This is a genomic window from Neorhizobium phenanthreniclasticum, from assembly GCF_040066075.1.
Classification (GTDB): Bacteria; Pseudomonadota; Alphaproteobacteria; order Rhizobiales; family Rhizobiaceae; genus Neorhizobium; species Neorhizobium petrolearium.
Genome location: NZ_JBEAAL010000006.1, coordinates 136386 through 160161 on the forward strand (window position 1 = coordinate 136386; position 23776 = coordinate 160161).

Annotated in this window: 25 protein-coding genes; 14 read left to right on the forward strand and 11 right to left on the reverse strand. The window is 61.5% G+C overall.

Annotation, left to right across the window (positions count from 1 at the left end; translation table 11 throughout):
* The first annotated feature begins 54 nt into the window (after positions 1 to 54).
* Positions 55 to 477 carry a nucleoside-diphosphate kinase gene (gene ndk / locus ABK249_RS10685; protein ID WP_037150562.1) on the forward strand — a complete coding sequence of 141 codons (423 nt, stop codon included), beginning with the start codon at positions 55 to 57 and terminating at the stop codon, positions 475 to 477.
* A 142-nt stretch (positions 478 to 619) separates the two neighbouring features.
* Here the strand turns inward: ndk and ABK249_RS10690 are convergent, their stop codons facing one another.
* Both ABK249_RS10690 and ABK249_RS10695 read right to left on the reverse strand, forming a co-directional pair.
* Positions 620 to 1126: a hypothetical protein gene (locus tag ABK249_RS10690; RefSeq protein WP_407720880.1), complete on the reverse strand. Its 507-nt coding sequence runs from the start codon at positions 1124 to 1126 to the stop codon at positions 620 to 622.
* Positions 1123 to 1671, reverse strand: a complete 549-nt coding sequence (locus ABK249_RS10695; protein ID WP_037150565.1) for a CGNR zinc finger domain-containing protein — start codon at positions 1669 to 1671, stop codon at positions 1123 to 1125. The genes ABK249_RS10690 and ABK249_RS10695 overlap by 4 nt, the downstream gene beginning before the upstream one ends.
* A 65-nt stretch (positions 1672 to 1736) precedes the next feature.
* On the opposite strand from ABK249_RS10695, the gene ABK249_RS10700 reads away from it, so the two are divergent.
* From ABK249_RS10700 to ABK249_RS10710, 3 genes are all read left to right on the forward strand, one after another.
* Positions 1737 to 2633 (forward strand): branched-chain amino acid ABC transporter permease, encoded by an 897-nt coding sequence (locus tag ABK249_RS10700; RefSeq protein ID WP_037150567.1) that lies wholly within the window; start codon positions 1737 to 1739, stop codon positions 2631 to 2633.
* Positions 2634 to 2737: 104 nt separating this feature from the next.
* Positions 2738 to 2971, forward strand: a complete 234-nt coding sequence (locus ABK249_RS10705) for a type II toxin-antitoxin system Phd/YefM family antitoxin (RefSeq protein WP_227702378.1) — start codon at positions 2738 to 2740, stop codon at positions 2969 to 2971.
* On the forward strand, positions 2968 to 3357 hold the full coding sequence (locus ABK249_RS10710; protein WP_227702379.1) for a type II toxin-antitoxin system VapC family toxin: 390 nt from the start codon (positions 2968 to 2970) through the stop codon (positions 3355 to 3357). Before ABK249_RS10705 ends, ABK249_RS10710 begins: the two co-directional genes overlap by 4 nt.
* A gap of 22 nt (positions 3358 to 3379) precedes the next feature.
* Here the strand turns inward: ABK249_RS10710 and ABK249_RS10715 are convergent, their stop codons facing one another.
* From ABK249_RS10715 to uvrC, 4 genes are all read right to left on the reverse strand, one after another.
* Complete coding sequence (locus ABK249_RS10715; protein WP_227702380.1) at positions 3380 to 3844, reverse strand: molybdenum cofactor biosynthesis protein MoaE; 465 nt, start codon at positions 3842 to 3844, stop codon at positions 3380 to 3382.
* A gap of 123 nt (positions 3845 to 3967) precedes the next feature.
* Positions 3968 to 4225, reverse strand: a complete 258-nt coding sequence (gene moaD, locus ABK249_RS10720; protein ID WP_037150576.1) for a molybdopterin converting factor subunit 1 — start codon at positions 4223 to 4225, stop codon at positions 3968 to 3970.
* A complete protein-coding gene (gene pgsA / locus ABK249_RS10725; protein ID WP_037150578.1) occupies positions 4222 to 4809 on the reverse strand; it encodes a CDP-diacylglycerol--glycerol-3-phosphate 3-phosphatidyltransferase in 588 nt (195 codons plus the stop codon). The genes moaD and pgsA overlap by 4 nt, the downstream gene beginning before the upstream one ends.
* 274 nt (positions 4810 to 5083) lie before the next feature.
* On the reverse strand, positions 5084 to 7114 hold the full coding sequence (uvrC, locus tag ABK249_RS10730) for an excinuclease ABC subunit UvrC (protein WP_227702381.1): 2031 nt from the start codon (positions 7112 to 7114) through the stop codon (positions 5084 to 5086).
* Positions 7115 to 7810: 696 nt separating this feature from the next.
* Here uvrC and ABK249_RS10735 point away from each other — a divergent pair.
* Positions 7811 to 8449 (forward strand): outer membrane protein, encoded by a 639-nt coding sequence (locus ABK249_RS10735; RefSeq protein ID WP_037150588.1) that lies wholly within the window; start codon positions 7811 to 7813, stop codon positions 8447 to 8449.
* Between the two features lie 60 nt (positions 8450 to 8509).
* Here ABK249_RS10735 and ABK249_RS10740 read toward each other — a convergent pair whose 3' ends face one another.
* Together ABK249_RS10740 and ABK249_RS10745 are read right to left on the reverse strand one after the other, a co-directional pair.
* Positions 8510 to 9106 carry a glutathione S-transferase gene (locus ABK249_RS10740; protein WP_037150590.1) on the reverse strand — a complete coding sequence of 199 codons (597 nt, stop codon included), beginning with the start codon at positions 9104 to 9106 and terminating at the stop codon, positions 8510 to 8512.
* 21 nt (positions 9107 to 9127) lie between these two features.
* A complete protein-coding gene (locus ABK249_RS10745) occupies positions 9128 to 9751 on the reverse strand; it encodes a ribonuclease T2 family protein (protein ID WP_227705092.1) in 624 nt (207 codons plus the stop codon).
* A 191-nt stretch (positions 9752 to 9942) separates the two neighbouring features.
* Here ABK249_RS10745 and ABK249_RS10750 point away from each other — a divergent pair, with 191 nt between their 5' ends.
* The gene (locus tag ABK249_RS10750) at positions 9943 to 10908 is read left to right on the forward strand and encodes a lysylphosphatidylglycerol synthase domain-containing protein (protein WP_227702382.1); all 966 of its coding nucleotides are present in this window, start codon (positions 9943 to 9945) and stop codon (positions 10906 to 10908) included.
* 6 nt (positions 10909 to 10914) lie between these two features.
* Here ABK249_RS10750 and ABK249_RS10755 read toward each other — a convergent pair whose 3' ends face one another.
* Positions 10915 to 11763 (reverse strand): 23S rRNA (adenine(2030)-N(6))-methyltransferase RlmJ, encoded by an 849-nt coding sequence (locus tag ABK249_RS10755; RefSeq protein ID WP_348862845.1) that lies wholly within the window; start codon positions 11761 to 11763, stop codon positions 10915 to 10917.
* 83 nt (positions 11764 to 11846) lie between these two features.
* Here ABK249_RS10755 and ABK249_RS10760 point away from each other — a divergent pair, with 83 nt between their 5' ends.
* From ABK249_RS10760 to ABK249_RS10770, 3 genes are all read left to right on the forward strand, one after another.
* A complete protein-coding gene (locus ABK249_RS10760) occupies positions 11847 to 13985 on the forward strand; it encodes a molybdopterin-containing oxidoreductase family protein (RefSeq protein WP_227702384.1) in 2139 nt (712 codons plus the stop codon).
* On the forward strand, positions 13982 to 14575 hold the full coding sequence (locus tag ABK249_RS10765) for an NUDIX domain-containing protein (protein ID WP_227702385.1): 594 nt from the start codon (positions 13982 to 13984) through the stop codon (positions 14573 to 14575). Before ABK249_RS10760 ends, ABK249_RS10765 begins: the two co-directional genes overlap by 4 nt.
* A gap of 63 nt (positions 14576 to 14638) precedes the next feature.
* Positions 14639 to 15460 (forward strand): alpha/beta fold hydrolase, encoded by an 822-nt coding sequence (locus ABK249_RS10770; RefSeq protein WP_037150600.1) that lies wholly within the window; start codon positions 14639 to 14641, stop codon positions 15458 to 15460.
* A gap of 95 nt (positions 15461 to 15555) precedes the next feature.
* On the opposite strand, the gene purN is transcribed toward ABK249_RS10770, so the two are convergent.
* On the reverse strand, positions 15556 to 16230 hold the full coding sequence (gene purN, locus ABK249_RS10775; RefSeq protein ID WP_227702386.1) for a phosphoribosylglycinamide formyltransferase: 675 nt from the start codon (positions 16228 to 16230) through the stop codon (positions 15556 to 15558).
* The gene (gene purM / locus ABK249_RS10780) at positions 16227 to 17300 is read right to left on the reverse strand and encodes a phosphoribosylformylglycinamidine cyclo-ligase (protein WP_227702387.1); all 1074 of its coding nucleotides are present in this window, start codon (positions 17298 to 17300) and stop codon (positions 16227 to 16229) included. Before purM ends, purN begins: the two co-directional genes overlap by 4 nt.
* A gap of 221 nt (positions 17301 to 17521) precedes the next feature.
* On the opposite strand from purM, the gene ABK249_RS10785 reads away from it, so the two are divergent.
* From ABK249_RS10785 to ABK249_RS10805, 5 genes are all read left to right on the forward strand, one after another.
* Positions 17522 to 18715 carry an AI-2E family transporter gene (locus ABK249_RS10785; RefSeq protein ID WP_227702388.1) on the forward strand — a complete coding sequence of 398 codons (1194 nt, stop codon included), beginning with the start codon at positions 17522 to 17524 and terminating at the stop codon, positions 18713 to 18715.
* Entirely contained in the window at positions 18712 to 19431 is a 720-nt protein-coding gene (gene hdaA, locus ABK249_RS10790; protein WP_227702389.1) for a DnaA regulatory inactivator HdaA, read from the forward strand. The genes ABK249_RS10785 and hdaA overlap by 4 nt, the downstream gene beginning before the upstream one ends.
* Before the next feature lie 61 nt (positions 19432 to 19492).
* Positions 19493 to 21685: an RNA degradosome polyphosphate kinase gene (locus tag ABK249_RS10795; protein WP_227702390.1), complete on the forward strand. Its 2193-nt coding sequence runs from the start codon at positions 19493 to 19495 to the stop codon at positions 21683 to 21685.
* 5 nt (positions 21686 to 21690) lie between these two features.
* On the forward strand, positions 21691 to 23211 hold the full coding sequence (gene ppx / locus ABK249_RS10800) for an exopolyphosphatase (protein WP_037150615.1): 1521 nt from the start codon (positions 21691 to 21693) through the stop codon (positions 23209 to 23211).
* Between the two features lie 121 nt (positions 23212 to 23332).
* Entirely contained in the window at positions 23333 to 23590 is a 258-nt protein-coding gene (locus ABK249_RS10805) for a lipoprotein (protein WP_227702391.1), read from the forward strand.
* Positions 23591 to 23776 lie beyond the last annotated feature (186 nt).

Below are 23776 nucleotides of genomic sequence, written 5' to 3' on the forward strand. Positions count from 1 at the left end.
TGAAAGGGGCGGGTAAACACCGCCCACTTTCCGTTGGAGATGAAGGATAGAACAATGGCGATTGAACGCACGTTTTCGATGATCAAGCCGGATGCCACCAAGCGCAACCTGACGGGCGCCATCACCAAGGTCTTTGAGGACAACGGCCTGCATGTCGTAGCATCCAAGCGCGTCTGGATGAGCAAGCGCGAAGCAGAGGGTTTTTACGCAGTCCACAAGGAACGGCCCTTCTTCGGCGAACTCGTTGAAGGCATGACCTCCGGCCCGACCGTCGTTCAGGTCCTGGAAGGCGAAAACGCCATCCTCAAGAACCGCGAGATCATGGGCGCCACCAACCCGGCCCAGGCCGCCGAAGGCACGATCCGCAAGACCTTCGCCCTTTCGATCGGCGAAAACTCGGTTCACGGCTCCGACGCGCCGGAAACCGCCGCTCAGGAAATCGCCTACTGGTTCTCGGAAACCGAAATCGTCGGCTGATTGCTTCAGTCAGCGATGGAACAGGAAAAGCCGGGGCTCGCGCCTCGGCTTTTTGCTCTTTGCCCCTTATCTCCCTGCCGGGACCCACTCCCCGCATGCGGGGAGTGGGTTAGGGTGAGGGGCTGCTTCCCCTTTCAGGATTTCATGCCGGACAGTTGGCTTGCTTGTCATAGTCGACGCTGCCGTCCGCCTTGAAAACCTCCGGATTCGGCGTGTAGATCGGTCCGACCACCAGCGGCTTGCCCGGCATCATTGCCGTCTGGTCCATGTTGGAGGTGATGCTCGTCTCGATCGTCTGCAATGGCCTGTCGTCCGCGCCGACGAGGCGGATTTTCACCGAATAGGGCTTGTCCTTCCTGACGCATTTGAGATCCGGGCTTTCGAGAACGATCTTTTCCATGGCTGGGAAAAGCTTCTGCCGCACCACGAGCGCCGCACCGCCCTGCGGGTTTTCGAACTCGGCTTCCGCATAACTGTTTTCAGGGAAGGGCGCTGTCTTTCTGAGCGTGACGACGTAGTTTGCCGCCGCCACCCGGTAGTTGAAGATGAACACCCGCCCGGAAAGCTCGGCCAACGGTTCGTCCGCCTCGCGCTGGCAGGCGGTGAGCAGGAGCGCGGCAAGGGCGCAGAAAACAAGCCGGCGCATCATGTCGCGGCCTCCTTCTTCTTGCGGTGATAGTGGCGGTTGGCTTTCACGCGATTGCCGCAGACGGCCATGTCGCACCAGGTGCGGCTGCGGTTCCTGCTGCGGTCGATGAACAGCCAGCCGCAATTGCCGCAGATTTTCAACCGGGCCATTTCCTCCTCGGCGAGCAGTCGAAGGGCGGAATGCGCGGTAGCGGCCTCAAGCGAGTCCTTCTCCGCAAGGCGCAGGATCGAGGCCGTGGCTTCGAGGAAGTCGGCAAGCAGTGTATGTTCCTCTTCGCCGAGCACGCGGGCGCGGAAATAACGGTCGATCGCCTCGCGCAGAGCCAGGAAAGGCTTGTGATTTTGGGGTTTCACCGGTGCGAGCTTGCCGAACAGTGCTCGTTCGGCCGAAAATTCCTCGGCTGCCTTCGGAAAGGCATTCATCTGCTCGGGCTTCGCGAAACGGTCGATGCTGCGCTTGAGGTCGAAGCGCATAATGACGCTGTTGGCGACATCCAGCGCCAGCGCGCCTCCGACGAAACGATGCGGGGTCCAGGAAAAGCTCATGCCTGAGATTATAACTGGCAAAATGCGATTGGCCAGTTATATTTGAAGCTGCTTCCGGAGTGTCCATGGCCTATCTGTTGCAGCAACTGGCGAATGCGATTCCGCTGGCGGCGCTTTATGCGGCGCTCGCCTTCGGTTATGCGATCGCCTTTGCCGTGACGAAGCGTGCCGACATCACCTATGGGGCGATCTTCGCCTTTTCCGGCCATCTCTATCTGCTCATTGCCCATATCGGCTGGGACCGGTTCTGGCTGATCCTGCCGGCGGCGCTGGCCATGGGAGCCATGGTGGCGCTGATCGGCGGAGTAGGGGCGGGCGCGACGGTCGGGCAGTTGGTGATGCGGCCGCTGGCAAAGGTTTCTCCCAATGCGATGATCGTCGCATCGCTCGGCGTTCTCATGGTGCTGATGGAGGGCGCGCGGCTCGCTTCCGACACACGCGAACTCTGGCTGCCGCCTTTCCTGAACCGGGTCGTGGTTTTCTGGCGGGGCGGCGGTTTCCCCGTGACGCTGACGCTCATCCAACTCATCAACGTGGCGATCATGCTCGCCATGATCGTCGCAGGCACATTCGTGCTTTCCCATACCCGTTGGGGGCGCATCTGGCGGGCCGTTGCCGACGATCCGCTTGCGGCGGAGCTTGCCGGCACAAATTCCGCCCGCGTCTTCGTGACGGCTTATGTGTCCGCAGCGCTCTTTGCCTCGATCTGCGGCGTTCTTGCGACCTCCCATTACGGCACGATGGATTTCGGCGCCGGCCTGTTGTTCGGGCTGAAAGTGGTGCTGATCGCAGCGGCAGGCGGCCATTCCAATCCGTTGCGATCGGCGGCCGGTGCCGCGGTGATCGGTTTTGCGGAGACACTCTGGAGCGGCTACGGCCCGATCGTCTGGCGCGATCTGGTGATCGTCTCGGCGCTGGTTGCCGTGCTGGTCATGAGCCGGCGGGAGAGGGTGGTGCCGTGAGCGGCTTCCCGTTGCCGCAGACGGCACCGTCATTTCGACTTTGCCGAGGCTGGATTTTATAAGCCAAAACGACTAAATTTAGCTAAGTTAGCTAGGACATCCCCATGCAAGTCACAATCCATTCGGCCAAGACCAATCTGTCAAAGCTCATCGAGCTGGCGAAAGCCGGCGAGGAAGTCATCATTGCGAAGGGAAAAGTCCCTGTTGCCAAGATCGTACCGATCCCGCAGCACGGGTTCACGATCGGATTGCTGAAGGGCAAGATCAAGCCTGGCGGTCCCGATTTCTTTGAGCCAATGGGGGAGGATGAATTGGGCCTGTGGGAAGGCAAGAATTGACTGCAATCTTGCTCGATACCCATGCTTGGGCCTGGTCCTTGACCGGAGACGAACGCCTGTCCGGGAGAGCGGTTGGGGCGATTCTGGAAGCGGACGCCGTGTTTGTCAGCCCTGTCAGCTTTTTCGAGATCGGCCAGAAGGTCCGCCTCGGCAAATGGCCCGAGATAGCGCCCTATGTGGAGGAATTGCCCGCGCTGCTCGAAGAGCAGGGCGGCAGGGTGGCGACGCTTGCGCCGCAAATCTGTTTACAGGGTGCCATGATGGCTTGGGAGCACCGCGATCCTTTTGATCGGCTCCTGGCGGCAACGGCTTTGCATTCCTCCATCCCGCTCGTCTCCGCCGATGAGATATTCGATACGCTTCCAGGCTTGATCCGTCTGTGGTGACGAGCAGAGGCCGGTCGCGTCATCACCGCCATTTGTCGCGGGCCTTGTCGTCCGCATCCTTGGCGGCGACCCAGTCGCCCGTCGCGCCGTCGGCGCCATGCTCCTTTTTCCAGAAGGGGGCCGAGGTTTTCAGGAAATCCATCATGAAGCTGGCCCCGTCGAAGGCGGCCTGCCGATGCGGGGCTGCGGCGACGACAAGCACGATATTCCCGCCCGGCAGGATCTTTCCGTGGCGGTGCACGGCCGTGAGGTCAAGCAGCGAGAAGCGCTCGATGGCGAGTTCGGCGATGCGGCGCATCTCTGCCTCCGCCATGCCGGGATAATGTTCCAGTTCCAGCGCCGACAGCGCGCCCTGTTCATCGCGGCACAGGCCGGTGAACGTGACAACGGCTCCGATATCCTTGCGGCCGGCAGTCAGCGCATCGATTTCGGCTTGCAGGTCGAAGTCCTGCGCCTGGACGCGGATGGTAGGGATGATTTTCGACATCTGATATCTCCGCTGCCGTGAGCCGAGTTGCCTCACCGGCGCCCGCCCGTCGCTTTGGCTCCGGGCGTTCGTCACTGAAATCGATTCACAGGATCGATTTCTCCGGCTTCGCCGGACCGCTCCTCACCCTCCGGTCATCGGCGGAAATATCCCGATCTCGCGCGCGCCTGCAATCCTTTCGGAATGTTCCACATGCTCCTGGTTGATCGCCACGCGGATCACGTCCGGATATTGAAGCGCATTCTCGTATTCTTCGCCCAGGCCCTTCAGATGATTCAGCAAATCGCGCACGGTGACGACATCGGCCGGAAGCTCGATCTCTTCCTCCGGCTTGCCGATCCGCTCGCGCACCCAGGCGAAATAGACGAGTTTCGTGGTCATTCCTCATCCACCAGATGTTTCAGCCCGGCCTTGAAATAGTCGTAGCCGGTATAGAAGGTCAGGATCGCTGCGATCCACAAGAGCGCAATGCCGAGCTCGGTAATATAGGGCATGATCTTGTCGCCCGCAGGGCCGGCAAGCAGGAAGGCGATTGCCACCATCTGGATCGTCGTCTTCCACTTGGCGATCCGCGTTACCGGTACGGAGACCTTCAGTGCCGCCAGGTATTCACGAAGTCCTGAGACGAGGATCTCGCGGCACAGAATGGTGATTGCCGCCCAGAGCGACCAGCCGGCGATCGTCCCGTCGGCGGCCATCAGCAGCAGCACGGACGCGACCAGCAGCTTGTCGGCGATCGGATCGAGCATGCGGCCGATATTCGATGTCTGGTTCCAGATGCGGGCCAGGTAACCGTCGAGATAATCGGTGATCGAGGCGACGACGAAGATGGTAAGCCCCGTCCAGCGGGCGAAATCCGAGCTTTCGAGCCGGCCTTCGATGAAAAAGCAAAGGACGATCACCGGCACGGCCAGGATACGCGCATAGGTGAGCAGGTTGGGAATGTTGTATGCGCGGGAAGCCATGGATGACCTATTGCGATGTTTGTCCCTAGTTGAGGCTTTGGAGGCTGAGCGTCAACATGTTCCCGCGGCTTTTTTGTAGCAGAATGCGGCGGCCCGTCTGCTCCCGCTTTTATTGCCCTTCTTCCGCCCTGTCGGGCAACGCCTCCCCGTACTTACGGGGAGAAAGGCATGTGCCGCACCGTTTTCCTCCACCCCCCGACGTTGCGCATGGCACGTTCGCTCTCCCCGTCTGCGGGAAGAGGGTCAGGGTGAGGCGCAACTTACGTGGATAGTTTCACCCCGCCCGGCTCTCGTGAAAGTGATTGTAGATCTGCTTTGCGACGGCCTCGGAAATGCCTTCTACCGCCATCAGGTCGGTGAGGCCTGCGCGGGAGACCGCTTTCGCCGTGCCGAAATGCTGCAGGAGCTTGCGCTTGCGGCCAGGTCCGATGCCGGAAATCTCGTCGAGCGGGTTCTTGACCATCTCCTTCTTGCGCCGAGCCCGGTGCGAGCCGATAGCGAAACGATGCGCCTCGTCGCGCATGCGCTGAATGAAATAGAGAACCGGATCGCGCGGCGGCAGTGAAAAGTCGCTTTTCCCGTCCGCGAAGAAACGCTCGCGGCCGGCCTCTCGGTCGACGCCCTTGGCGACTCCGATCGCGGTGACGACATCGCGGATGCCGAGCTCGTCGAGGATGGCACGCACGGCGGTCATCTGGCCTTGGCCGCCATCGATCAGGATCACGTCCGGCCACGCGGGGAAGGCGGCATCGGCCGCGTCCTCCTGGGTGGCGACGCTACGGTCCGGCAGGCCTTCTTCCTTGAGAAGACGCGAGAAGCGGCGGGTCATCACTTCGCGCATCATGCCGAAGTCGTCGCCGGGGGTGATGTCCGTCGATTTGATGTTGAACTTGCGGTACTGGTTCTTCACGAAGCCTTCCGGCCCCGCCACGACCATGCCGCCGACGGCATTGGTGCCCATGATGTGCGAGTTGTCGTAGATCTCGATGCGGCGCGGGACCTGGGCCAGGCCGAAGGTCTCGGCGAACCCGTGCAGCAGCCGCGCCTGCGATGAAGTCTCGGCGAGCTTGCGACCGTGGGCCTCGCGGGCATTCGCCAGCACGTGATCGACAAGGTCCTTCTTCTCGCCGCGCTGCGGCACGGAGATTATCACCCTATGGCCGGCCTTTTCGGAAAGCGCTTGCGCCAGCAGGTCCTGTTCCTCGACGGTTTCGGAAAGCAGGATCTGCTTCGGCACCGGCTTGTCGTCGTAGAACTGCGCCAGGAAGGCGTTCAAGACCTCCGTGCCGGGCATCTGCGGATCGGCTTTCGGGAAATAGGCCCGGTTGCCCCAGTTCTGGCCGGTACGGAAGAAGAAGACCTGGATGCAGGAGAGCCCGCCCTCGTGATGGATGGCGAAGACATCCGCCTCCTCGACGCCCGCCGGATTGATGCCCTGATGGCTCTGGACATGGGAGAGCGCAGCAAGACGATCACGATAGACCGCTGCGCGCTCGAAATCGAGGTCTTCCGAGGCTTCCGTCATCTGGGCGGCGATCGCGGATTTCACGTTCTGGCTCTTGCCGGAGAGGAAATCCTTCGCCTCGCGCACAAGGCCGGCATAATCCTCGTCGCTGATCTCGTGGGTGCACGGGCCGGAACAGCGTTTGATCTGGAAGAGCAGGCAGGGGCGGGTGCGCGTCTCGAAGACGCTGTCGGTACAGGTGCGCAGCAGGAACGCCCGCTGCAGCGAATTGATCGTGCGACCGACGGCGGCGGCGGATGCGAAGGGGCCGAAATAATCGCCCTTGCGGGCGCGGGCGCCGCGATGCTTGAAGATGGCTGGCGCCCGATGGTCGCCGGTGATCAGGATATAGGGGAAGGACTTGTCGTCGCGCAGAAGCACGTTGAAACGTGGGCGCAGACGCTTGATGAGATTGGCCTCGAGCAGCAGCGCCTCGGTCTCCGTCCGCGTCGTGACGAATTCCATATGCGTGGTTTCGCGCACCATACGGGCGATGCGGTTCGAATGGACGCGGCCCTGCGCATAGTTGCCGACCCGCTTCTTGAGGCTGCGCGCCTTGCCGACATAGAGCACGTCGCCCGCCTCGTTGAACATGCGGTAGACGCCAGGCTGGTTCGGCAGGTGCTTGACGAATTCGCCGATAAGCTCGGCGCCTTTCAGCCCGCTCTCGTTCCGGAGAGCCTCGTTCCAGTCGATCGACACAGCGAGGCCTGCGCTCGGCTCGCTCACCGGAGCGTCGTCGTCATCGTCTTCCGTCTCGTCGTAGAGAACGCCGCCGTCGGGCAGCTTCGTTCCGTTCATTTCCAAAGTCTCCGCCAGATACGACCTGCGAACTCGGCTTTCCGTTCGCGATCGATGCCTGACCATTGCCGATTCGAACCATGGGCTCGTCATCGGCGGCTTGTCAAAAGATTGCGGGATAGCCGGCCGGGCTCCCGATCGGCCGTTGCGACAGACATAGTGACTCAGGCCTGATTTTGAAAGCGTGGCAGGCGAATGCCTTGCCTTCGTGCTTCGAGGCCGAAACGCCGCCTTTGTCGGGGATGATTTGAGGCAGAAATCCGGCAAAGCGTTTCGTCGATCGGGTCCTTGTCCCGGATGGCGCCTGAAGGTCTTTATTTCCCATGTCTAAAATCTCCTTCTGCTCGCGGCAGGCGCAGACTTTTCTGAAGATAAAAGTCGAAACCGCACGAGGGCGGCCGCGAGTGGCTGCCTGTCAAGATATATTGACGAAGCTGTTCTTGCGTTTTAAGAAGTATTTCACGAAGGTAAAGAAATTTATATTTAAAGTAAGGAACAGTTAAGGTTAATGAATTACATGTTGCGGTACAGCAACATCAAACTTTCGCCTTCTGTCTGCCGCAATCAATTCACATTTCGGCTCTTTCAATTCCTCATTTGGCATCCACATTCGCCTCCAGTGGGTAGGGAACAAATGCGTCGACTATCGTGTTGTCGCGACGAAATTCCCGGCACAGCAGTAAAAGGAGAAAATGTATGCGTACTCTTATCGCAACTCTGATGGCCTCGGCAGCCAGCTTCATCGCAATCTCCGCGGCCAATGCCGCTGATGCCGTAGAGCAGATTCCGCAGGCTCCGGTCGCGGTCGAAGAGCCGGCACCGGCCGCCACCTGGCAGGGGTTCTATCTCGGTGCTTACGGTGAATATGACTGGGGCCGCTTCGGTGGTGGCGACTATGACGCCGACGGTCTCGGCGGCGGAGCCTTCGCAGGTTACAACTTCCAGACCGGTCCGGTCGTCTACGGTATCGAAGCTGATGTCGGCTACAACGGCCTCGACGGTCCGAGCCCCAATGGCTACACCGGCGAAGGTGGTTGGAAGGGTTCGGTCCGCGGCCGCGTCGGTTATGACCTCAACCCGTTCCTGATCTATGGTACGGCCGGTGTCGCCTTCCAGAACAACGAACTGAGCGACGGCATCTCTTCCGACGACAAGACTTCGGTCGGTTATACGGTCGGTGCAGGTGCGGAAGCGTTCGTCACCAACAACATCACCGCTCGTATCGAATATCGCTATACCGACTTCGCGGCCGAAGATTACGACCTCGCCACGGGTTCGGTCTCGAAGGGCTTCGACGACCACAGCGTCAAGGTCGGTATCGGCGTCAAGTTCTAAGTTCGAAAGCCTTCACAGGCTGGGGAAGCCCGGAGCGTCGCTCCGGGCTTTTTGCCTTGTTTATCCGGACGATTTCATCGCGCCGTAATCGGCAAACCGCTTGGCGAAGGTATCGGGCCATGAGGCGAGTTCCGGACGGCCTTCCGCCCATTGCCCGTTGAAGCGCAGGTCGAGATAGCCGATCAGGGCGGCGAGCGCGAAATGGCCGCCATTGAGCTTCTTGCCGGTCTTCGGCAGGTTGTTTTCGAGATAATCCAGGCCGCGCATGACCTTTTCCCATTGCTTGTCGATCCAGCCCTGGTGGATCTTTTCCTCCGGGCGGAAGCGACGCTCGTAGACGATTGCGAGAAGGCAATCCATGATGCCGTCGCACAACGCTTCCAGCACTTCCGCTTCCGTGCGTTTTCCATCCTTCTTCGGATAGAGCTTTCCGCCGGACAACCGGTCGAGATAGTGCATGATGGCGACGCTGTCATAGATCGGCGGCTCGCCGTCGCGGATCAGCACCGGGATCTTGCCGAGCGGATTGCTGTCGACGAGTTCCGGCGGATTGGAGTTGGTATCGGTCTTCACCTCGGCGATCCCGATGCCGAGATGACGTGCCGCCATGCGCACTTTGGCGGAATAGGGCGAGGCCGGCGAATAAAGCAGCTTCATGGTCTTTCCTCTTTATGAAATTCAGCGCACCGGCGGCAGCGTGATGCTGCCCGCGCGGCAGCCGTCACCATCCACCTCGGCGCAATCGCGGAACTGCAGGTCCTTGGTGAGGCAGATACGCACCTCTTCCAGCCGACGGCCCTCGCAGCTTGCGGAAATGCCGCGGCGGCTCATACCGGGGTTTGCCCAGACGAACTTCTCCTCGATCTGATCGACCGAAAGCGTCACGGCGCTGTCGCCGCGGGAGAGATCGGAGGGCAGGCGGATACGCTCGAAAGCCCGGCGGGTCTCGTTGAAATACTCCCGCTGGCCAAGGCCGGTGCAGCTTCCATGCTTGCGCCACTGATGGCCGATGAGTCCCATGGACGGCATGATGTCGAAAAGCGGTTCGCCGACCGAGCGCGGCACACGGCCCGGCTCGCGGGTCTCGCAGAAATCCGGATAGCCTTTCTCGTATTGTGGCCAGAGCCCATGGACGATGAAGCGGAAATCCCTGGTCTCGCCGCATTGCTGATCGCTTTCGTTGCCGCGTTGCGAGGCACAGAAGGTTGGCGACCACGAGAGCGAAAGGACGTAGAAATCGAACTGCCCGGCGCGATCGTCGTGACGTTGCTGGGCCAGGGCGATGGTGGCTGTTACCGGCATGAAAAAAAGCGCTGCGGCGATGATGCTCTTGGCTGTCGCTTTAAAAATCGGCGTCATTGTCGGAAATCTCGATCTTCGGAACAGGCATCGGTCTGAACGGTTGAACAATCAGAGTTTCGGCGAATAGAGTAACCCTTCGCGGAAAGCGGAAAGCCCGGATAGAGGCAGGGAGTAAAGAGCGACGTGACTGGATGACATTCAAGAAATACCTGTGGCCGACGATAGGCGGACTGACGATAGCGCTTTCGGCGTGGCTTCTCTACAAGGAATTGCGCGGGCTGTCTCTGGACGATCTGTGGCTCAGTCTGGAGGCGATATCGTCGACCCATTGGATGCTGGCCGGCCTCTCGACTCTGCTTGCCTATGCGGCGCTCGCCGGATACGACCGTATCGCTCTGATGCATCTCGGGCGCAAGGTCGACTGGTGGTTCATCACGATCTGCTCGTTCACGACCTACGCGCTGTCCCACAATGTCGGCGCGTCCGTCTTTTCGGGAGCGGTGGTCCGCTATCGTGCCTATTCTTCCAAGGGCCTGACACCGGCCGAAATCGGCGTTCTGATCGCCATATGCTCCTTCACATTCGTCCTTGGAACCCTCCTGCTCGCAGGTCTGGTGCTCGTCATCGAACCGGACCTTACCGAACGTTTCGGCGATGTCGTGCCGGTCGAAGCCTCGACGGGAACCGGACTGGTCATTCTTTTCCTCATCGCGCTCTATGTCGCAGCGAGCTTCCTGAAGCTCAGGCCGCTCAAGATCGGCTCGATCAGCATCTTCTATCCGGCACCGCGGGTCGTGCTGCCGCAGCTCATCATCGCGCCGGTGGAGCTGGTCGGTGCCGCAGGCATCATCTATTTCGCGCTGCCCGAGGCGGGAAATCCGGGCTTCCTCGTCGTGCTGGGCATCTTCCTGATTTCCTTTTCGGCGGCGCTCATCTCCCATGCGCCGGGCGGGCTCGGCGTCCTCGAACTCGTCTTTGTCATGGGATTGCCGGACATGGATCCGGCGGATGTCATCGCCGCCCTGCTGGTCTTCCGGCTGTTCTACCTGCTCATCCCCTTCGCCATGGCACTGGTGGTGATCCTGGTCTTCGAGCGGTCGCGGTTCCGCGCCGAGCATCCGCCGGATGTGGAGAGAGGCAAACGGGAGACCTCGTGAATCGGATTATTCGCCCCGAAGCCAGAAGGTGCGCTGCGAGGCGAAACGATCCTGGGCGAGGATTGTCCTCAGGACCGGCAACAGCACGTGCAACTCATCCTTCAAGGTGAAGGGCGGATTGACGATGACGAGACCGGAGCCGGTGAGGCCGGTGGTCTCGCGATCACTGCGGACGGTGAGTTCCGTACAGAGCATTTTCGGGATATCGAGCGCCTGCAGCTCCTCGTGGAAGACCTTGATCGGCGCGCCCTTCTTGATCGGATACCAAAGGCAGTAGGTGCCGCCGGGGAAACGCTTGTAGGCATTGGCAAGACCCTTCACCAGCCGTTGGTATTCCCCTTCTTCCTCGTAAGGAGGGTCGACCAGGATGATTCCCCGTTTCTCCTTCGGGGGCAGATGCGCGCCAAGTGCAAGCCAGCCGTCGAGTTCGGTGACGCGCACCTGGAAGTCGCCCTCGAACAGGTTATGCAGGCGATTGAAGTCTTCCGGGTGCAGTTCCATCGCCGACAGACGGTCCTGCGGGCGAAACAGCATGCGGGCGAGCTTTGGCGAGCCGGGATAGAGTTTCAGCGCGCCGTCGGGGTTCAGCTCTCTGACGGTCGAGAGATAAGGCTCCAGCAGTTCGGACACATTCGCCGGAAGCTCTGCTTCCAGGAGCCGCCCGATGCCATCGCGCCATTCGCCGGTCTTCTGCGCCTCTTCGGACGAAAGATCATAAAGACCGATCCCGGCATGGGTGTCGAGCACGCGGAACGCCTTGTCCTTCTTCTGGGCATAGCGGATCAGCCGCGCCAGCACCGCGTGTTTCAGGACGTCGGCGAAATTGCCTGCGTGATAGATATGCCGGTAGTTCATTGTGACTGGAGTCTCGCTTGAATAAAATTGATGCGCCGCAAATCGCGCTTTTTGTGGCCCTCTGCTTGCAATATAGAAAAGCCATGAACGTTGCGACCCCGATCTCCGCCAAAACCGCTGTCAGTCATACGACTGTCGGCCACACCGTCTGTCCGCACGACTGTCCGTCCGCCTGCGCATTGGATGTCGACCTGACCGCCGACGGCCGTATCGGCCGCGTGCGCGGCGCGGCCGACAACACCTATACCGCCGGCGTCATCTGCGCCAAGGTGGCGCGTTATTCCGAGCGCATCTACCATCCCGGCCGGCTGATGGTGCCGAAGCGCCGCAGGGGTGCCAAGGGCGGCGGCGATTGGCAGGAACTTTCCTGGGAGGCGGCGCTCGACGAGATCGCCGATGCCTTTTTGAAGGCCGAGGCGAAGCACGGCTCGGAAGCCGTCTGGCCGTATTTCTATGCCGGCACGATGGGCCAGGTGCAGCGAGATTCGATCGAGCGGCTACGTCACGCCAAGAAATATTCCGGCTTTTTTGGCACGATCTGCACCAACATGGCCTGGACGGGTTATGTGATGGGGACCGGCGCGCTTCGCGGCCCCGACCCGCGCGAGATGGCGAAATCCGATTGCGTGGTGATCTGGGGGACGAACGCCGTCTCGACCCAGGTCAACGTCATGACCCATGCGGTGAAGGCCCGCAAGGAGGGCGGCGCGAAGATCGTCGTCATCGACATCTACGACAACCCGACCATGAAGCAGGCGGATATCGCGCTGACAGTCAGGCCGGGGACAGATGCCGCGCTCGCCTGCGCCGTCATGCATGTCGCCTTCCGCGACGGTTATGCCGACCGCGCCTATATGGAAAAATATGCCGACGATCCGGCTGGGCTCGAAGCCCACCTGAAGACGAGAACGCCGGAATGGGCATCCGCGATCACGGGCCTGTCCGTCGATGAGATCGAGAATTTCGCCAAGCTCGTCGGGACGACCAGAAAGACCTTCTTCCGATTGGGTTACGGTTTTGCCCGCCAGCGCAACGGCGCGGTCGCTATGCATGCTGCTCTTTCGATCGCAACCGTGCTCGGTTCCTGGCAGTACGAGGGCGGTGGCGCCTTCCATAACAACGGCGAGATCTTCAGGCTCAACAAGTCGGAATTGATGGGTACGGCCTATGCCGACCCGGACATCCGCCAGCTCGACCAGTCGCAGATCGGCCGCGTGCTGACGGGCGATGCGGAAGCCTTGCGCTATGGCGGGCCGGTGACTGCCATGCTGATCCAGAACACCAACCCGATGAACGTCGCGCCGGAACAGCGCCTTGTGCGCCGGGGCTTCATGCGCGACGACCTGTTCGTCGCCGTCCACGAGCAGTTCCTGACCGATACGGCGGAGGTCGCCGATATCGTCCTGCCGGCCACCATGTTCCTCGAACATGACGACATCTATCGCGCCGGTGGGCAGCAGCACATCCTGCTTGGGCCGAAGATCACGGAACCACCGCCGACCGTGCGCACCAACCTCTTCGTTATCGAGGAACTGGCAAAGCGTCTCGGCGTCGATCATTACCCCGGTTTCGGTCTCAACGAGCGAGAGCATATCGATCACATTTTGAAGGCAAGCCACTGGCCGGGCGTCGACGTGCTGGAACGGGAAAAATGGATCGACGCGCAGCCGGATTTTGAAACGGCCCATTATATCAGGGGCTTCGGCTATTCGGATGGCAAGTTTCGTTTCAGCCCGGACTGGGCGAACGGCCCGTCGCCGGACAAACCGCCGAAGAATGTCGGGCCGATGGGGCCGCTCTCCGAACTGCCGGTCTTTCCCGATCAGGTCGACGTCATCGAGGTGGCGGACGAAGCGCATCCCTTCAGGCTTGCGACATCGCCGGCGCGCAGCTTCCTGAACTCTTCCTTCACCGAGACGAAGAGTTCCTACGAGCGGGAAGGGAGGCCGGAGGTGATGATCGAACCGTCCGATGCGGCCCGGCTTGACATTGCGGACGGCGATATCGTCCGGCTCGGCAACCAGCGCGGCGAAATCCGCCTGCATGCCAGGATCGTACCGGGCGCGCGGCCGGGTGTGCTGATCGCCGAAGGGCTTTGGCCGAACCGGAAGCATCTCGATGGCGAGGGTATCAACGTGTTGACCGGCGCCGACGCAGTGGCGCCCTATGGTGGCGCGGCCTTCCACGACAACAAGGTCTGGCTTCGCAAGGACGCCGCATGACGGATGATGGTGCGCGAGTGAAGATCGTCAGCGAAAAGACGCTGTCGGATGGCTGGACACGGCTGTCGAACTACGAACTCGATTATATGGACCGCAACGGCGAGACCCATCGCCTGCACCGGGAAATCTACCACCGCACGCCGGCGGCCTGCATCCTGCTCCATGATCCGAAGCGCGGCATGGTGGTGTTGGTGAAGCAGTTCCGCCTGCCGGCCTATCTCTCCGGCGAACCCGGCTGGATGATCGAAGTGCCTGCCGGCCTTCTCGACGAGGATCATCCCGAGGACGCGATCCGCCGCGAGGCGATGGAGGAGACAGGCTACCGTTTGCGCGAGGTGCGCCACCTGTTCAAGGCTTTGACCTCGCCCGGATCGGTGACGGAACTCGTGCACTTCTTCTATGCACCGATCGACCTTGCCGACCGCATCAACGGCGGCGGCGGGCTGGCGGAGGAACATGAGGACATCGAGGTGGTGGAACTGCCGCTCGATGAAGCCGTGGCGATGATTGAAAGCGGCGAGATCTGCGACGCCAAGACGATCATGCTGCTGCAATGGGCGGTGATCAATCGGACGGCGATTTCGGGCTGAATCCCAGGAACAACGGCATTGCCGCACCGTTTACGGAAGATCCCATCCAGCGAGGACTTTCCGATGACGATGATCAAGACGCGCGACGACACCGAACTCTACGTCAAGGACTGGGGCAGGGGCCGTCCGGTCATCCTGCTGCACGGTTGGCCGTTGACCTGCGACACATGGGATGATTTCGCCATGGTTGCGGCGGAGTCGGGGTTCCGAGCGATCTCCTACGACCGCCGCGGTTTCGGCCGATCTGACCAGCCCTGGCAGGGCTATGACTACGACACGTTCTCCGATGACCTCGCGGACGTGATCGCCGCGACCGAAGCCGAGGATGCGGCGCTCCTCGGCTTTTCCATGGGCGGCGGCGAGGTCGCCCGCTATATGTCGCGCCACGGCGGCAAGGGTATTTCCAAGGCGGCGCTGATCGCTTCCGTCGTGCCCTACATGCTGCAGACGTCCGACAATCCGGCCGGCGTGCCGCAATCGGTTTTCGATGAGATGGCCAAGGGTATCAGGGAGGACCGGGCGCATTTCTTCGCGGACTTCTTCAAGAGCTTCTTCGGCGTAGGTGTCTTCACCGGTTCGGTGAGCGATGAAGTGCTCGACTGGTCCTTCAATCAGACGATGATGGCGGGGCTCAAACCCACGCTTGCCTGCGCCAAAGCCTTCGCGACGACCGATTTCCGGCCCGACCTGACGAGTTTCAGGGTGCCGACGCTGATCATTCACGGGACGAGCGACCAGACCGTCCCGATCGACATTTCCGCTCGCGCCGCTGCCGCGATGATCCCCGGCTCGAAGCTGATCGAATATGATGGCGCACCGCACGGCCTCTTCGCCTCGAACAAGGAACAACTGGCGAAAGACCTGATGACGTTTTTGAGGAGTTGACGAGGTCGATATCCTCGCCCGTGCGGGCAAAGGCAACCCGCCGGTGAAAGGAGATGAACTGGAGGAGTGATCCGCCGGATCAGATCGAGCGGCTTTTAGACTGCCGGCGAAATGAGCTTCGCCTCGTCCTTCGCTGGCAGGTTGCTGAAAACCGCCTTGTCCCCCTCCATCCGCACCCTGCCTTCCGCCAGCAGCTTCAAAGCCAGCGGATAGAGCTTGTGCTCGACGGTCAGCACCCGGGCGGCGAGCGTTTCCGCCGTATCATCGGCAGGCACCGGAACTGCCGCTTGCGCGACGATCGGTCCTTCGTCCATGCCTTCGGTCACGAAATGCACCGTGCAGCCGGCGATCTTGACGCCGGCATCGAGGGCGCGCTGGTGCGTATGAAGGCCTGGAAAGAGCGGCAGAAGCGCAGGGTGGATGTTGAGGATGCGGCCTTCGTAGCGGCTGATGAATTCGCCGGAAAAGAGCCGCATATAGCCTGCCAGGCAGAGGATGTCGGGCTTTATCTCGTCGAGCGCGACAAGGATCGCTGCCTCGTGCTCGGCCTTGCCTGCGAACTGCTTGCGCTCGAAGACGAAGGTCCGGATGCCGCGTGCTTTTGCCTTGGCGATGCCGCCGGCCGAAGGCTTGTCGGAGATGACCGCGACGATCTCGGCCGGAAAATCCGGCGCCGCGCAGGCGTTTGCGAGAGCCAGCATGTTGGAGCCGCCGCCTGAAACGAAGACGGCAACGCGTTTGCGCGCCGACGGTGCGGAGGTTGCCGTCATAGGCCGAGCGTGCCCTTGTAGATGACGCCGGCGCCGCCTTCGGGACGCTCGACCATGCGGCCGAGCGGCACGACGATCTCGCCTTCGCCGGTAAGGATATCGCTGACCATCTGGGCGTTCTCGGCGGCGGTGACGATGATCATGCCGATGCCGCAGTTGAAGGTCCTGAGCATTTCCTTCGCCTCGACACCGCCGGTCTTGGCAAGCCAGGAGAAGACGGGCGGAACCGGAATGGAATCGAGATCGATTTCGGCGGAAAGGTTCTTCGGCAACACGCGCGGGATGTTCTCCGGAAAGCCGCCGCCGGTAATGTGGGCGAGAGCCTTCAGCGCACCGGTTTCGCGGATTGCCTTGAGCAGCGGCTTCACGTAGATGCGGGTCGGCACGAGCAGCGCCTCACCCAGAGTCATGCCGTCACGGAAAGGGGCGGGCGCATCCCATGCGAGGCCGGAGATCGCGACGATCTTGCGGACCAGCGAATAGCCGTTGGAATGGACGCCGGAGGAGGTGAGGCCGAGGATGACGTCGCCCGAACCGATGTCGCCGACCGGCAGCAACTGGCCGCGTTCGGCGGCCCCGACCGCAAAACCCGCGAGGTCGTAGTCGCCGTCGGAATACATGCCCGGCATTTCGGCCGTTTCTCCGCCGATCAGCGCACAACCCGCCTCGCGGCAGCCGGCGGCAATTCCACCGACGATCGCGGCACCCTGGTCGGGATCGAGCCTGCCGGTCGCGAAATAGTCGAGGAAGAATAACGGTTCGGCGCCCTGCACGACGAGATCGTTGACGCACATGGCGACGAGGTCGATGCCGACGGTGTCGTGGAAGTTCGCGTCGATGGCGATCTTGAGCTTGGTGCCGACGCCATCATTCGCCGCAACCAGAACCGGATCGGTAAAGCCCGCTGCCCTGAGGTCGAAGAGCCCGCCGAAGCCGCCGATCTCGCCGTCGGCGCCGGGGCGGCGGGTGGAGCGCACGGCCGGCTTGATCTTCTCGACCATGAGATTACCTGCATCGATATCGACACCGGCATCGCTGTAGGTGAGACCGTTCTTGCCCGCCTCGCTCATCTTCCATCTCCAGTGGGGACCACCGCATGTCCCCCGAAAAGTGTGAAGCGCTTTCTGGGGGCATGCGCAATATATCTGGCCGCCATTGCACGCCACGCCCCGATATGCAAGCGTTCAGGCTGCTTTTGAAGGCTTTTCACAGCCCAACGACCGGACTCTTGACCTGATACGCCCGCTTCCATATGCCTTGATCGGCCCGGCCAATACCAGGGGAAGCAGAGATGCCATACCATATCAGCGGCGCGAGCCTGAAACGCCACATCCTGTTCTGGATCGGTGTGCTGGTCGTCTTTATCCTGTTTCTGTGGTTCTTCCGCACGATTCTCCTGCCCTTCGTGGCGGGCATGGCGCTTGCCTATTTCCTCGATCCGGTCGCAGACTGGCTGGAGCGGCGGGGTCTCAGCCGGCTGATGGCGACGGTCGTCATCCTTGTCTGCTTCGTGCTGGTCTTCGTGCTGTCCCTGATGCTGGTGATCCCGATCATCATCAGCCAGTTCACCGGCTTTGCGGCGGCGCTGCCGGGCTATATCTCGCAATTGCAGCAGATCATCTCCAGCCCTGAGACTTCCTTCCTGCCAAGCTGGGTCGGTGCGCAGATCGAGACGGTCAAGCAGAACTTTTCCGAGGTGCTGAGCCAGGGCGCCGGCTTTCTCGGCTCGCTGCTCACGCAGATCTGGAATTCCGGCAAGGCGATCGTCGACGTCGTATCGCTGCTGATCGTGACGCCGGTGGTCGCTTTCTACATCCTGCTCGATTGGGACCGCATGGTCGCCAGAGTGGATAGCTGGGTTCCGCGCGATCAGGTCGACACCGTCAGGCAGATCGCCCGCGAGATGGATCAGTCGGTCGCCGGTTTTATCCGCGGCCAGGGCTCGCTCTGCCTCATCCTCGGCATCTTCTACGCGGTAGGCCTCTCGCTTGTCGGCCTGAATTTCGGCCTGCTCATCGGCTTCATCGCCGGCATGATCAGCTTCATCCCCTATATCGGCTCGCTGGTCGGCCTCGTGCTTTCGGTCGGGGTTGCATTCGTGCAATTCTGGCCGGATTACGCGTGGATTGTTGCGGTCGCCGGCGTCTTCTTCATCGGCCAGTTCCTCGAGGGCAATATCCTGCAGCCGAAGCTGGTCGGCAAAAGCGTCGGACTTCATCCGGTCTGGCTGATGTTCGCGCTCTTTGCCTTTGGTGCGATATTCGGTTTCGTCGGGCTCTTGATTGCCGTGCCGGCCGCAGCCGTGGTTGGCGTCCTTGTCCGCTTCGCGCTGGCGCGGTATCTTGACAGCGATATCTATTACGGACGAACGACCACGCTTCCCTGGGAAGGGGCGCCTCCGCCCCGAGTGCTGGAACACCGTCAGGATGGCAGCGGAACCAGCGCAGCAAATGATGCTCAAGAGAGCAGTTCGAAAGACCAATGAACGAGACCACTGAGCGCGAGCGGCGGAGAAGCGAGCAATTGCCGCTCCAATTCATTCATGATGCGGCGAAGAGCCGGGATGACCTCCTGGTCTCCGAACGCCTGGCTGCGGCCGTCGCGATCGTCGACGAATGGCCGGCCTGGCCGTCGCCGGTCGTCGTGCTGGCGGGGCCGATCGGCTCGGGCAAATCGCATCTCGCGCATATCTGGCGGGAGAAGGCCGGCGCCACGGACATCCATCCGGTGGTCGGTTCGAATGCCGCGGACCTTGCAGCCGCCGGCCCGGTCCTGTTCGAGGATGCCGATAGACGCGGTTTCGACGATGCGGAGCTCTTCCACGTCATCAACAGCGTGCGCGAGAATGGCCATAGCCTCCTGTTGACCTCGCGCTTGTGGCCAATATCGTGGGGCGTGACGCTGCCGGACCTCAAGTCGCGGCTCAAGGCGGCGACCATAGTCGAGATCGGTGAGCCGGACGAGGACCTGCTCGCCCAGGTGATCGTGAAACTTTTCGCGGATCGGCAGCTTTATATCGATGACAAACTTGTCGGCTATATCGTCAACAGGATGGAGCGTTCCCTCGGGGCGGCCCAGACGATCGTCGACCGGCTGGACCGGCTGGCGCTCGCCCGCGGCACCAGGATCACCCGTCCGCTGGCGGCCGAAGTGTTGAACGATGTCGGAAATTCTGGCGCCGGCGCCAAGGACGGTGATTGACTGTGACACTTTCCTCGCCGAACTTGGCGTTCGAACCCAAAGGGTTAGCGGAGGATGCGAAATGGATTCGATGACGACGGAAACCCAGCAGGCCGAAATCGCAGCGGTCGATTCCGCCGCTGAGCTGCTGACGAGCCCGGACCGGTTCATCAACCGCGAATTCTCCTGGCTGCAATTCAACCGCCGCGTTCTGGAAGAAACGCTGAACACGGCCCATCCGCTTCTGGAACGGGTGCGCTTCCTGTCGATTTCCGCAGCCAACCTCGATGAATTCTTCATGGTCCGCGTCGCCGGTCTGGAAGGCCAGGTGCGCCAGGGCATCATCGTGCGCAGCCCGGACGGCAAGACGCCCGCCGAACAGCTCGACGCCATCCTTCGGGAAATCGACAATCTGCAGATGGAACAGCAGGCTTCGCTCGCCGTGCTGCAGCAATATCTTGCCAAGGAGGACATTCTGATCGTCCGTCCGGCGGCGCTTTCGGCGGAAGATCGCGCCTGGCTGGCCACGTCCTTCGACGACGAACTCTTCCCCGTCCTGACGCCGCTCTCGATCGACCCGGCCCATCCGTTCCCCTTCATCCCGAACCTCGGCTTCTCCATGGGCCTGCAGCTTCACAGCAAGCACGGCAAGGAGCCGATGACGGGGCTCCTGCGCCTGCCGACCACGCTCGATCGCTTTATTCGCCTGCCGGACGAAGGCGCGGCGATCCGCTACATCACGCTGGAGGACGTCGTCGGCATGTTCACCGACAGGCTCTTCCCCGGTTATGAGGTGAAGGGCGCCGGTACCTTCCGCATCATCCGCGACAGCGATATCGAGGTGGAGGAAGAGGCCGAGGACCTGGTGCGCTTCTTCGAGACGGCGCTGAAGCGCCGCCGCCGCGGCAAGGTCATCCGCATCGAGACCGATTCGGAAATGCCGGCGTCATTGCGTCAGTTCGTGGTGCAGGAACTCGGCGTGCCGGATAATCGCGTTGCGGTTCTGCCCGGCCTTCTGGCGCTCAACACCCTTTCGGAAATCACCAGGGCGCCGCGCGACGACTTGAGGTTCGAGCCCTATAACGCCCGATTTCCCGAGCGGGTTCGCGAACATGCTGGCGACTGCCTTGCGGCCATCCGCGAAAAGGACATGGTGGTTCACCACCCTTATGAATCCTTTGACGTGGTTGTGCAATTCCTTCTGCAGGCGGCGCGCGACCCGGACGTGCTCGCCATCAAGCAGACGCTCTACCGAACCTCCAACGACAGCCCGATCGTCAGGGCGCTGATCGATGCGGCCGAGATGGGCAAGTCGGTGACGGCGCTGGTCGAATTGAAGGCCCGTTTCGACGAGGAGGCAAACATCCGCTGGGCCCGCGACCTCGAACGTGCCGGGGTGCAGGTCGTCTTTGGCTTCATCGAACTGAAGACGCACGCCAAGATGTCGATGGTGGTGCGCCGCGAAGAGGGTAAGCTCCGTACCTACTGCCATATCGGCACGGGCAACTATCATCCGGTCACCGCCAAGATCTACACGGACCTGTCCTTCTTCACCTGCAATCCGAAGATCGCCCACGACATGGCGAACGTCTTCAACTTCATCACCGGCTATGGCGAGCCGGAAGAGAGCATGAAGCTGGCGGTCTCGCCCTATACGCTCAGGTCGCGCATCCTCAGGCATATCGAGGAGGAAATCGTCCACGCGCAGAGCGGCAAGCCCGCAGCGATCTGGATGAAGATGAACTCGCTCGTCGATCCGGACATCATCGATGCGCTCTACCGGGCAAGCCGGGCGGGCGTCGAGATCGACCTCGTGGTGCGCGGCATCTGCTGCCTGCGCCCGCAGGTGCCCGGCCTTTCCGAGAATATCCGCGTCAAATCGATCGTCGGCCGCTTCCTGGAGCATAGCCGCATCTTCTGCTTCGGCAACGGTTACGGCCTGCCATCCGACAAGGCGCTCGTCTATATCGGCTCGGCCGACATGATGCCGCGCAACCTCGACCGCCGCGTCGAGACGCTCGTGCCGCTCCTCAATCCGACCGTGCATGAGCAGGTTCTTTCACAGATCATGCTGGGCAACTTGATTGACAACCAGCAGAGCTACGAGATATTGCCCGACGGCACGTCGCGGCGCATGGAAGTGCGCAAAGGCGAAGAACCTTTTAACGCGCAGCACTATTTCATGACCAATCCAAGCCTCTCGGGGCGCGGTGAGGCTCTGAAGTCGAGTGCTCCCAAACTGATCGCCGGCCTGATGTCCGGACGCAAGAAATAGGCAATATGGTACGATCCGAAGCCCAGGGGCGCCTTCCGGGGATTGCCCCTGTTTCCGTCATCGACATTGGCTCGAACTCCGTTCGTGTCGTCGTTTATGAAGGCCTGTCCCGCGCGCCGACGATTCTCTTCAACGAGAAGGTTCTCTGCGGGCTCGGCAAGGGGCTTGGATCCAGCGGCCGGATGGACGAGGAGGCCGTCCAGCGCGCGCTTTCGGCACTGAGGCGCTTCAAGGCGTTGTCGACGCAGGCGCGCGCCAACGAAATCTATGTGCTGGCGACGGCGGCTGCCCGTGAGGCGTCGAACGGACCGGACTTCATCCGCGAGGCGGAGGATATCCTCGGCCAGGAGATCCAGCTTCTCTCCGGAGAAGAGGAGGCGCGTTATTCGGCGCTCGGTGTCATCAGCGGCTTTCATGATGCGGACGGGATCGCCGGCGATCTTGGCGGCGGTTCGCTGGAACTCATCGACATCAAGGGCAATGATTTCGGCCGCGGCATCACGTTGCCGCTCGGGGGACTGCGATTGTCCGAGTCCTCCGGAAATTCTCTCTCCAAGGCGCGCACCTTCGCCCGTAAGCAGGTGAACACCGCGCGGTTCCTTGAACAGGGCGCAGGCCGCACCTTCTATGCGGTCGGCGGCACCTGGCGAAATATCGCCAAGCTGCACATGGAGATGACGAAATATCCCTTGCACATGATGCAGGGTTACGAACTGCCGCTCGCGGACATCCAGAAATTCCTCGAAGAGGTGATCGCCGCCAAGGACTCCAAGGACCCTGCCTGGCAGGCGGTTTCCAAAAGCCGCCGTTCGCTGCTGCCCTACGGCGCCATCGCCATGCAGGAAGTGCTGAGTGCGATGAAACCCGCCAGGGTGAGCTTCTCCGCGCAGGGCGTGCGCGAAGGCTATCTCTATTCACGGCTTTCCGACGGAGAGAAGGCAAGTGACCCGCTGCTCGCCGCGGCCGGCGAACTGGCGATCCTGCGCGCCCGCTCGCCCGAACATGCCCGCGAGCTGGCGGAATGGACGGGCCGCATGGTGCCTGCTTTTGGCATCACCGAGACGGAGGAAGAAAGCCGCTATCGTCAGGCCGCCTGCCTGCTCGCCGACATAAGCTGGCGCGCCCATCCGGATTATCGCGGTCTGCAGGCGCTCAATATCATCGCTCATTCCTCTTTCGTCGGCATCACCCATGCAGGCCGTGCCTATCTGGCGCTCGCCAACTACTATCGCTTCGAGGGACTGAACGACGACGGCGCGACAGGCCCCTTGGCGACGATTGCCACGCCACGCATGCTCGATCTTGCCAAGCTGCTCGGTGGCCTGCTGCGCGTTGTCTATCTCTTCTCGGCCGCGATGCCGGGCATCGTCCACAACTTGACGTTCCGCCCATCATCCGACCCCGATCTCGATCTGGAATTCATCGTGCCGCCGGCCTACCGCAATTTTGCCGGTGAAAGGCTGGATGGTCGCCTGCAGCAACTGGCGAAGCTGACCGGCAAGCGGCTGGCGTTCCGGTTCGAATAGATTTCGGGAAACTTTATCGCTCCCCGATTGTAAATCACGTCGGCAATCCCGACATCCACCGTGAGGCAGACCATTTTGGCTGCCCGGCGTGCAGGAAATTGCGGGACAGGGGAGACGAGTGATGAAGAAGATAGTTGCAGTTGCCCTGCTGACGGCGGCCCTTGCAGGCTGCACCGCCGTTGCATTGGAGCCCATTCCGGGCAGCATCACCTATGGCGGACAGCCGCGCAGCAAGCTAACGAAGTCGCCGGTCGGCAGTCCCGTCACCCATCAGTTCTACGGCCAGGACGGTCGCCGGTATTACGAGACCTACATCATTCAGTCGGACCGGAGCCTGAAACTGGTCGACCGCTATGCGATCGACATACCGGTCAATTGATTGAATGCATTAGCCCCGGCGGATGCCCGGGCTCAGGCTGCTGACAAAGGGCGGCAACTCCTCTTCGGTCATGCTCGGGCCTGTCCCGAGCATCTTACCACCTCTATACTCTCGAAATTATCCCAACATAACCAATGATTTGGCAAGGGATGGCAGATCCTCGGGACAAGCCCGGGGATGACGTCT